Annotated in this window: 8 protein-coding genes and 6 tRNA genes; 7 read left to right on the top strand and 7 right to left on the bottom strand. The window is 50.3% G+C overall.

Going from position 1 to position 9,899, the window contains the following annotated elements:
* Positions 1–708: 708 nt before the first annotated feature.
* Both H2P46_RS08670 and H2P46_RS08665 read right to left on the bottom strand, forming a co-directional pair.
* Positions 709–784 (bottom strand) — tRNA-Ala (locus tag H2P46_RS08670).
* A 45-nt stretch (positions 785–829) separates the two neighbouring features.
* Positions 830–905: transfer RNA gene (locus tag H2P46_RS08665), tRNA-Ala, on the bottom strand.
* A 532-nt stretch (positions 906–1,437) separates the two neighbouring features.
* Between H2P46_RS08665 and H2P46_RS08660 the strand changes: the two genes are divergently transcribed.
* Entirely contained in the window at positions 1,438–1,791 is a 354-nt protein-coding gene (locus tag H2P46_RS08660; RefSeq protein WP_193404691.1) for a YfeC-like transcriptional regulator, read from the top strand.
* A 34-nt stretch (positions 1,792–1,825) separates the two neighbouring features.
* On the opposite strand, the gene gltX is transcribed toward H2P46_RS08660, so the two are convergent.
* The gene (gltX, locus tag H2P46_RS08655) at positions 1,826–3,241 is read right to left on the bottom strand and encodes a glutamate--tRNA ligase (RefSeq protein WP_193404690.1); all 1,416 of its coding nucleotides are present in this window, start codon (positions 3,239–3,241) and stop codon (positions 1,826–1,828) included.
* Positions 3,242–3,512: 271 nt separating this feature from the next.
* On the opposite strand from gltX, the gene H2P46_RS08650 reads away from it, so the two are divergent.
* The 5 genes from H2P46_RS08650 (at position 3,513) to H2P46_RS08630 (ending at position 4,399) form a co-directional block, all read left to right on the top strand.
* Positions 3,513–3,588, top strand: a tRNA-Val gene (locus H2P46_RS08650).
* 38 nt (positions 3,589–3,626) lie between these two features.
* Positions 3,627–3,702: transfer RNA gene (locus tag H2P46_RS08645), tRNA-Val, on the top strand.
* Positions 3,703–3,743: 41 nt separating this feature from the next.
* A tRNA-Val gene (locus tag H2P46_RS08640) sits at positions 3,744–3,819 on the top strand.
* Between the two features lie 4 nt (positions 3,820–3,823).
* Positions 3,824–3,899 (top strand) — tRNA-Lys (locus H2P46_RS08635).
* A 170-nt stretch (positions 3,900–4,069) separates the two neighbouring features.
* Positions 4,070–4,399 (top strand): FlxA-like family protein, encoded by a 330-nt coding sequence (locus tag H2P46_RS08630; protein WP_193404689.1) that lies wholly within the window; start codon positions 4,070–4,072, stop codon positions 4,397–4,399.
* On the opposite strand, the gene H2P46_RS08625 is transcribed toward H2P46_RS08630, so the two are convergent.
* Complete coding sequence (locus tag H2P46_RS08625; protein WP_193404708.1) at positions 4,396–5,316, bottom strand: LysR substrate-binding domain-containing protein; 921 nt, start codon at positions 5,314–5,316, stop codon at positions 4,396–4,398. The genes H2P46_RS08630 and H2P46_RS08625 overlap by 4 nt on opposite strands.
* Positions 5,317–5,412: 96 nt before the next feature.
* Here H2P46_RS08625 and H2P46_RS08620 point away from each other — a divergent pair, with 96 nt between their 5' ends.
* Positions 5,413–6,414, top strand: a complete 1,002-nt coding sequence (locus H2P46_RS08620; RefSeq protein ID WP_193404688.1) for a bile acid:sodium symporter family protein — start codon at positions 5,413–5,415, stop codon at positions 6,412–6,414.
* Positions 6,415–6,490: 76 nt separating this feature from the next.
* Here the strand turns inward: H2P46_RS08620 and H2P46_RS08615 are convergent, their stop codons facing one another.
* The 3 genes from H2P46_RS08615 to zipA all read right to left on the bottom strand — a co-directional run bounded on the left by H2P46_RS08615 (position 6,491) and on the right by zipA (position 9,780).
* Positions 6,491–6,709: a DUF3820 family protein gene (locus H2P46_RS08615; RefSeq protein WP_193404687.1), complete on the bottom strand. Its 219-nt coding sequence runs from the start codon at positions 6,707–6,709 to the stop codon at positions 6,491–6,493.
* 1 nt (position 6,710) lies between these two features.
* A complete protein-coding gene (gene ligA, locus H2P46_RS08610; protein ID WP_193404686.1) occupies positions 6,711–8,729 on the bottom strand; it encodes an NAD-dependent DNA ligase LigA in 2,019 nt (672 codons plus the stop codon).
* A gap of 73 nt (positions 8,730–8,802) precedes the next feature.
* Positions 8,803–9,780, bottom strand: a complete 978-nt coding sequence (gene zipA, locus H2P46_RS08605; RefSeq protein ID WP_193404707.1) for a cell division protein ZipA — start codon at positions 9,778–9,780, stop codon at positions 8,803–8,805.
* Positions 9,781–9,899 lie beyond the last annotated feature (119 nt).

The following is a 9,899-nucleotide window of genomic DNA, read 5'->3' as shown; positions in this document are numbered from 1 at the left end:
ACGCCAATGGCCACGTTACTTGATGGAAAACGGGTCTGGGCAGAAAAGAATCTGAACCAGATTTAATCTGACAGACACCTGTATAAATAACCGGTAACTGTCAGATCAGGTCTGAGCTAGTACACATAAATGATTGGGGCTTATGCCCCAATCAATACAATATCAAACCGCCAATCAATTCAAACCGTCCCCTCAGAAACCTATTCACCTTTGCAAAGCTTCAAGTCACTCATGAATTTTCGCTTGTTTTAACTTAAATGTTTTTTAAAGCGTAGCAGTATCTATGACGCCGTGATGGGGTACTAACCGATCAGCGCCGTAGGCATCCTCAGTGTTCTACTTTCACTCATTCTCTTATCAGGTAGCCGTTATAATCCGGTGGCTCAAACCGTGGCAGAGCCAGATACTTTCCCGATCTGGTTAGGATTCCCATCTATCGCCTGTTTATTCCCTGTGCTGTCTCACGACATGGCATTACGGAACACCGCGCTAAGTGTGGAACGAATGAAAGTTTTGAGAGAGGTGTTTAGAGACTGTGACGCGTCATTAGCTTTCGAGTTATGTACTGATACCTGTTCGAGCTACTTAACTACAGGCCACAGGGATGTTATTCTCACAAATCGCCACTAACAACACTGTGGCAGTTTCGGAGTAAAGACACTCGTTCAAAATCTTATAACTTTTTGATTTTGAAGAGAAAAAGATGATTGGTGGAGATAAGCGGGATCGAACCGCTGACCTCTTGCATGCCATGCAAGCGCTCTCCCAGCTGAGCTATACCCCCACATCTGGGATCGTTTCTTCAGTACCAAACACCTGGGAAGATGTTTGGTGGAGCTAAGCGGGATCGAACCGCTGACCTCTTGCATGCCATGCAAGCGCTCTCCCAGCTGAGCTATAGCCCCGAACCGAAAAACTGTCGTGTTAAGCGACGGACGGCATCATATGAAACCGCCCCCGGGGTGTCAACGGCAAAATGACATTCCTGTGTTTGATCGCTGAAAAAGGCGACAACCTTTTTCAGCGATGCTTTACTTCACCGAAACGCCATGTGAAACTTAGTATGCTAATAAGTGGAGGCAGGCAAATTGCCTATGTGCCATGCTTGATGCCGGTTATGGCCTTCGTCGCCAGCGGCGATAGGACGTTGCCGTGAATATGTTTATTTTTCCCGCAGCAACTTTGCCGGTCAGTTGAGCTGGGCAGACTAGTTACTACATTTCATTGCCGTGTTTCCTGGTAATAACGTCGGCGGTGTAATTTTCGTTGGCCTGCGCGATTTTTTCGCCTTCTGTCCTACTGGCGAACAAGCTACCACTGCTTAATAATTTTTTTATCTTTTGTCGCCAGGGGAAAGGTAATTTCCCCCTGAGTTACTTTCACACGTTATAATTTGCTGTAATATGTACAACTAATGTATTGAACAGGGATAGCATAGTGAAAAAGGAATGGCTAACACCCGAAGAGCTCGCAATTGAAACGGGCTACAGTCGGCAGACAGTGAATAAATGGATCAAGCGCGAAAACTGGACCACCACGCCGAAACCCGGTGTACAAGGCGGTAAAGCGCGGTTGATTCATATTGACGAACGCGTTAAAAGCTTTATCCAGTCCACACGTAACCTGAATGAGCCAGTGGCTATTTACGGTGCCCAACCTAATTCATTACCTGCGTTATTAATAAGTTCTGTTCAGCAAATGACGACTAACGAACAAGATTTACTCATGGCGTTGATTTTGCGAGAAGGGATAAAAGGCGTATTGCAGCGTCTGGGAATCAGCGAAGAGTAAAGAGACCGGAAGCATTATGCTTCCGGCATTGTTATCAGGCCTGCGCTTCACGTTCAGCAATGAAGGCCAGCGCTTTATCAATACGCTCTACGCTGCGGCTGCGACCGATTGCTTCGACAGTCACATCCAGAGCCGGTGACTGACCCGCGCCCGTTACGGCGACACGCAGCGGCATACCGACTTTACCCATACCCACTTCCAGTTCGTCAGCGGCGCTCTGAATAGCCTGATGTACATTCTCAGCATTCCAGTCGCTAATCGCAGCCAGCTTGTCGCGTACCACTTCCAGCGGCTGACGTGCTACCGGACGTAAATGCTTTTTCGCTGCGTCAGCATCGAACTCAGCGAAATCCTCATAGAAATAACGACAAGAGGCGGCAATCTCTTTCAACGTTTTGCAACGCTCGCCAAGCAGTGTCACCAGCTTCGCCAGTTCCGGACCGCTACGAGTATTAATTTTTTGTTCTTCAATATGCCATTGCAGATGCGTCGCAACATATTCCGGCGGCAGCGCATTAATATAATGATGGTTTAGCCATTGCAGCTTTTCTGTATTAAAGGCGCTGGCAGATTTACTTACCGCTTCCAGCGTAAACAGTTCCATCATTTCTGGAATGCTGAAAATTTCCTGATCGCCGTGTGACCAGCCCAGGCGCACTAAATAATTGAGCAGTGCCTCTGGAAGATAACCATCATCGCGATACTGCATCACGCCGACAGCGCCATGACGTTTAGACAGTTTTTTACCGTCATCACCCAGAATCATTGAAACATGTGCATACACTGGCACTTCTGCGCCTATCGCTTTCAGGATATTGATCTGACGCGGTGTGTTGTTGATATGATCTTCACCACGAATAACATGGGTGATGCCCATATCCCAGTCATCAACGACCACGCAGAAGTTGTAGGTAGGGGAACCATCAGTACGGCGGATGATCAGGTCATCCAGTTCCTGATTGCTGAATTCAATTGGACCACGGATCTGATCGTCGAAAATCACCGAACCTTCCTGCGGATTGCGAAAACGCACCACGCAAGGTTCATCAGCGGTATGATGCTCATGACTGTCACGGCAGCGGCCGTCATAGCGCGGCTTCTCGCCATTTGCCATTTGCGTTTCACGCAGCGCTTCCAGACGCTCTTTCGAGCAATAACATTTATAGGCCGTTCCCGCATCCAGCATTTCATCAATCACTGCGTTATAGCGATCGAAACGCCGGGTCTGATAATAGGGGCCTTCATTCCAGTCAAGGCTCAACCAGTTCATGCCATCCATAATGGCTTCGATAGCTTCCGGCGTGGAACGCTCAAGATCGGTATCTTCGATACGCAGAACAAATTCGCCCTGGTTATGACGAGCAAAAAGCCAGGAATAAAGTGCGGTACGAGCGCCGCCCACATGTAAATAGCCGGTCGGGCTTGGCGCAAAGCGCGTTTTGATTTTCATTCAGTATTGCCTTAAATGCGCGAGTTCTCTGTCTGGATGACAGAAAACGGGTTAGACGCGAAAAACAGTGCGCACATTCTAGCACCTGGCGGTGAATCCTCAATGCATGTGAGCCAACCGGGACTGGCGAAACGGACTCTTTCTGCTAATAAAACCAGCACATTGACCAAAACCCCTGCAGGATGTTTAATTTTAAACCGAACGCACATTTAAGTTTTAAAAACCGTTGACTCGAAATCAACTATCCCTATAATGCGACTCCACACAGCGGGGGTGATTAGCTCAGTTGGTAGAGCATCTCCCTTACAAGGAGGGGGTCGGCGGTTCGAACCCGTCATCACCCACCACTCTTAAGGTGGCCCGCAGTGAACAAGAGAGAAGATATGGGTGATTAGCTCAGTTGGTAGAGCATCTCCCTTACAAGGAGGGGGTCGGCGGTTCGAGCCCGTCATCACCCACCATATCTTAGTCTGATGACACTCTTGTTAAGCAGTACCGAAGTGGGTGATTAGCTCAGTTGGTAGAGCATCTCCCTTACAAGGAGGGGGTCGGCGGTTCGAACCCGTCATCACCCACCACTTCGGGTCGTTAGCTCAGTTGGTAGAGCAGTTGACTTTTAATCAATTGGTCGCAGGTTCGAATCCTGCACGACCCACCAATTCAGAGAAAAGCGCCTTTAGGCGCTTTTTTCGTTTCAGACGCACAGTATTTAACGTGCAGGATGAGACAAAATCGCCCTTCTCTCTTTTCTAAACTTTAACACTCCGTCTCCTCAAGCCTTTTCATCTTGTGTCGATAACGATAATGAACATTTGCAAGGAGAACACCATGACTACAATATCGAGCGCGACCAGCGTTAGCAGCAGTAGCGGCAGCGACGTCTCTTCACAAATCGCCAGCCTGACCAAACAAATCCAAACCGTCACTAAACAGTTAAAAGAACTTTCCAGCAACAGCGATTTAAGCGATAAGGAGAAAGCCGAACAGCAGCAGCTGCTGGAATCGCAGATTCAAATGCTGCAAGCGCAAATCGCTCAGCTACAACAGAAGCAGGCTGAAAAATCGCAGCAATCTCAGGAAGTAAAACAGACTAACGAAATTAAAGCAGATGGCATTAACCGTCCCACCGCTAGCAATCAGGTGGATGTTTACGTCTAAAATGCCGGTTTGAGCGTGCGTTGTTGCGTCAGTAACATTGCCTGCTGACGCACTTCCTGCCAGATCGCTTCAGCGGCTGGCGTGAGAGAGCGATTCTTGCGCTTTATTAATGTCAGACTGCGATTAATTTCTGGATATAAACGCCGTACCGTTAATGCCCGCCCCGCCGGTAATGGCAACGCCAGCGCGGGTAAAATGCTAATACCAATACCGGCTTCCACCATCGGGAACAGCGTGGCCGGATGACCAATCTCCTGCACTATCTCAACCTTTATTCCTTGTTCGCGCAACGCCGCATCAATCAAAACCCGGCTACCCGAAGCGTAATCCTGCAGTACCATAATGCGCCTGTCCAGCATCAACCATTGTGCTTTCTCAACGCTCGCCAGTGGATCATCATTGCGGCACAGCAATAAAAAAGGCTCGTCAAGAATGGCAAGGCAATCAAAATCAGTATCGCTGAGCGGGCCGATCACAATACCGAAATCTACTTCAGCATTACGTACGCTTTGCAACACCCACTGCTGCACGCGATCATTAAGGATCACTTTGATGTCAGGAAAGTTTTGCTGACTGGATGCCAGACATTGCGGCATTAAGTGAGCTGAGATAGTTTGGCTCGCGGCGATACGCACGGTCCCGCTGCGTTGCTCGCCATAGCTGCGAATATCCAGCAGCGTCGTGTTCATCTCCTCCAGCAAGCGTGCCATACGCGACGCCAGTTGCTGACCGGCCTCGGTGAGTAATACTTCGCGCGTGGTACGATCGAGCAGGCGTACGCCAACTTCCGCTTCCAGCTCCTTAATGCTGTGGCTCACCGCAGACTGGCTGAGTCCGATAGCGTGTCCAGCCTGACTGAATCCTCCATGCTGCGCGACAGCAACAAAGGTACGCAACTGGCGTAATGTATAATTTATCGAAAATGCTCATAGATTAATTCAATAAATCAATTTTATTTCTAAACCCAGTTCACGCACAATCTCTTCCATTGAAATTTTAACCGGATTGCAACAATGGGATTTTTACGACTCGATCCGATGATGATAAAACTCCTCATCACCGTGCTGCTCGCCACTTTCATACCTGCTAAAGGCGGGTTCGTCGATTTCTTCGAATATCTGACAACCGCCGCCATCGCGCTGCTGTTCTTTATGCATGGCGCTAAACTGTCGCGTGAAAAAATCATTGCCGGTAGCAGCCACTGGCAGCTTCACTTGTGGATCATGTGCAGCACGTTTGTGTTGTTTCCCATCCTGGGTTTACTGCTGGTATGGTGGCATCCGGTTAATGTTGGTCCTGAGATTTATACCGGTTTCCTGTATGTGTGTATTTTGCCTGCAACCGTGCAATCGGCAATCGCCTTTACCTCAATGGCAGGCGGTAACGTGGCGGCAGCCGTTTGTAGCGCATCCGCTTCAAGCTTGCTGGGCGTATTTGTCTCTCCGCTGCTGGTGAATCTGGTTATGGATATACACAGCAATGCACCGGGCAACGGCCTGGAGCAGATTGGCAAAATCATGCTGCAATTGCTGGTGCCTTTTGTGCTGGGACATTTGTCGCGTCGCTGGATTAGCGGCTGGGTCGAAAAACATCGCAGCCTGATTGGCAAAACTGACCAGACTTCAATTCTTTTAGTCGTCTACTCCGCCTTCAGCGAAGCCGTGGTGAATGGCATTTGGCATCGCGTGGGGGTTGATACGCTGCTATGGATCCTTGCTGGTTGTATCGTGCTGCTGTTCTTCGCCCTGGTGATTAATTTTTTGGCGTCCCGTCTGTTTGGTTTCAGCCGTGCCGATGAAATCGTGGTGTTGTTCTGCGGTTCGAAGAAGAGCCTGGCGAACGGCGTGCCCATGGCGAATATTCTGTTCCCGGCCAGCACCGTGGGGATCATCGTCTTGCCGCTTATGATTTTTCATCAGGTGCAGTTGATGGTGTGCTCGTTCATTGCCGGACGGTATAAGAAAAATAATGAGAAACAGCAGGTAGACGTTGCAGTAGCCGAATCACAGAAATAAGTATTAAGTCGATACCCCGCCGAGTGGGCTTTCCTGAGTATTTAACCGGGAAAAGCACTCCACAAAGCGTGGTTTGTTATGTATTGTGTTTTAGCGGCTTTACCAACCCGTCTAATCCTTCCATTTTGATCGCCAGCGTGAACTGCATCAGTTCACCCAGGCGGCCAGAAGGAAAATCGCCGCTGCGGGCGAACCACAACAGATAAGGCTCAGGTAAATCAATCAGCATTCGGCCTTTATATTTGCCAAAGGGCATGGCGGTATTGGCTATCTCAACCAATTGCTGTTTATCCATTTTACGCTCCTAGCAGACGGATCATCTCGGCTTCGTCTATCACCTCAATACCCAGCTCCTGCGCTTTTGCCAGCTTAGAACCGGCGGCTTCACCGGCAATCAGCAGATCGGTTTTCTTAGAAACGCTGCCGCTTACTTTAGCGCCCAGTGCTGTTAAGCGCTCTTTCGCATCATCACGGTTCATCAGTGACAGCGAACCGGTTAATACAACCGTTTTTCCGGCAAACGGACTGTCGATTTCTTCAGCTTTTACCACGGCTACCTGCGGCCAGTGAATACCGATGTCATCGGTTAACTGACGAATGACTTCGCGGTTACTTTCCTCTTCCATAAAATTACGCACATGTGCAGCAACCACTTTGCCAACGTCTTGTACGGCAATCAGCGCATCCAGATCGGCATCCATCACTTTTTGCAGCTCACCGAAGTGATTTGCCAGGTTAGCGGCGGTTGCCTCCCCCACTTCACGGATCCCAAGTGCATACAGGAAGCGCGCCAGCGTAGTCGATTTAGCTTTTTCCAGCGCATCCACTATATTTTGTGCCGATTTCGGCCCCATGCGATTAAGGCCGGTTAGTTTGCCCGCAGTAAGACGAAACAAGTCAGCCGGGGTGTTAACGTATTCTTTTTCAACCAGCTGATCGATGATTTTGTCGCCCATTCCATCCACATCCATGGCGCGGCGGGAAACGAAATGTTTGAGCGCTTCTTTGCGCTGCGCGCCACAAATCAGGCCGCCCGTACAGCGCGCAACGGCTTCACCTTCTACACGTTCAACGTCTGAACCACATACCGGACAATGAGTTGGAAACACCACTTCACTTGCGTTATCAGGGCGCTCGGAAGTGACGACATTGACCACCTGGGGAATGACATCGCCCGCGCGACGAATTACCACTTTGTCGCCAATCCGCAGGCCAAGGCGTTCGATCTCATCGGCATTATGCAGCGTGGCGTTGCTGACGGTGACTCCCGCCACCTGAACCGGTTCAAGGCGCGCAACCGGCGTGATGGCGCCAGTACGTCCTACCTGAAACTCTACATCGCGCACTAGTGTCATTTGTTCCTGTGCCGGGAACTTAAATGCGATTGCCCAGCGCGGCGCACGCGCGACAAAGCCCAGCCGTTCCTGCAACTCCTGTGAATCGACTTTTATCACTACGCCATCAATATCGAAGCCCAGCGACGGGCGCTGCTGTTCAATATCGCGATAAAATGCCAGGGCTTCTTCGGCATTATGCGCAATACGAATCCGATCACTGACCGGCAATCCCCACGCTTTAAACTGCTGCAGGCGCTGCATGTGACTGTGCGGCATCTCGCCGCCTTCCAGCAAGCCAAAACCGTAGCAAAAAAAAGTGAGCGGACGTTTCGCGGTAATGCGTGGATCAAGCTGACGCAATGAACCAGCCGCAGCGTTTCGTGGGTTAGCAAAAACCTTTCCATCGGTGCGGCGGGCTTCGTCATTTAACTTTTCAAAGCCGCGTTGAGTCATAAACACTTCACCACGCACTTCGACACGAGCAGGGAGGTTATTGCCTTTAAGGCGCAAAGGAATAGCGCGAATAGTACGCACGTTGGTCGTAATATTTTCACCGGTTGTACCATCGCCACGCGTGGCGGCACGCGTTAACAAACCATTCTCATACAACAGGCTGACCGCCAACCCATCCAGCTTCAGTTCGCAGCAATAGGCGATGTCATCGGTATCTTTTAAACGATCCTGCACACGTTTGTTGAACGCGAGAAAAGTTGCTTCATCAAATGCATTATCCAGAGACAGCATTGGCACTTCGTGGCGCACCTGCTCAAACATAGTCAGTGGCGCTGCGCCGACGCGTTGTGTTGGCGAGTCGGGGGTAATCAGATCGGGATGTTTTTCTTCTAACGCACGCAGTTCACGCATCAGACGATCATATTCAGCGTCCGGCACTTCCGGGGCATCCATAACGTGATAAAGATATTCATGGTGACGCAGCGTGGTGCGCAGCTCGGTGATGTGATCCTGGACAGATTTCATAAAGCCCCATCAGATAAAAAACCTCCGACAGGCGGAGGTTTGCTTAAGACACAGGTTAATTTTTTTGCGTCGGTCAGACGTCTACCACTTCGCGAATGCGAGCTTTGTAGGTTTCCAGTTTTTGCGGCGTCATCATGCGGCGTTCATCGTCTAACACAACGCCACCAACATCATCCGCAATGCGCTGTGCTGATTGCAGCATTAACTTAAAGTTCTGATTCGCGTCGCCGTAAGAGGGCACCATCATAAAGATGGAGATCCCTGGCGTGGAGAAATCCGTCATGGTTTCTGGATTAAACGAGCCCGGTTTCACCATGTTTGCCAGACTAAACAGCACAGGACCGCTGCCGGCAGGACTTAAATGGCGATGGAAAATATTCATTTCACCAAACTGGAAGCCAGCCTGCAGAATACCTTGCAACAGAGCTTCGCCATTCAGTTCGCCACCAGAGTGTGCCGCAACATGTAACACCAGCACGGCTTCTTTCGGTTTAGCGGGTGTCACTTTCGGTTCAGGCGATGCCGTTGCTTCTGGTTCTGGCTCAGCCTGATACTCAGGTTCTGGCTGGACAGATTCTAACGGATCTAAATCCAGCAGCGGATCGGCCTGAACCGGTTGTGGAACAAAGGGGGGTTCCGATGGCTGTTGACGCACGGGTTCAGGATGCGGCTGCGGTTGTGGCTGCGGGGCAACCTCTAAAAGCGGATCGCTTTCCGGTTGCGGCGCGACAGGACGCGGAGCCGGTTGACGCGCAGGCTGAACTGGCGCGGGCTTTTGCGGCGCTTCAGGCTGAGCATCATGAGGGACGTCGAAACGCGGCTCCTGTTGGCCTGGGCGTTCATTACGTACACGCACTTTGCCGACGCCTTCTTCCTCGTCGTCGCTCAGGTCCTCATCATCATGTTCGTCACGTTGTTTAAGACGTTTGTGCGGGCGATCGCGGAATACTGAAGAGCGCTCTTTACGGCTGGTCCACAGCCCGTGAAGAAGAAGCGCTATAATGGCGATCGCGCCAACAACGATTAATATCAGACGCAAATCCTGCATCATTGTATTCTCTGTTGTTCCAATACCTTGCCACCGCGGCAAACTTTATCCTCTAACTGTATTTGCCCTGCTACACAAGTGCAAGTCTGTGCAGTATTTTCTGAAAAATAAGATAGGCCAGC

The sequence above is a fragment of the Mixta mediterraneensis genome, from assembly GCF_014946725.1.
Classification (GTDB): domain Bacteria; phylum Pseudomonadota; class Gammaproteobacteria; order Enterobacterales; family Enterobacteriaceae; genus Pantoea; species Pantoea mediterraneensis.
The sequence above is the reverse complement of the archived record's forward strand: the minus strand, read 5'-3'. Positions and strand labels throughout refer to the sequence as shown.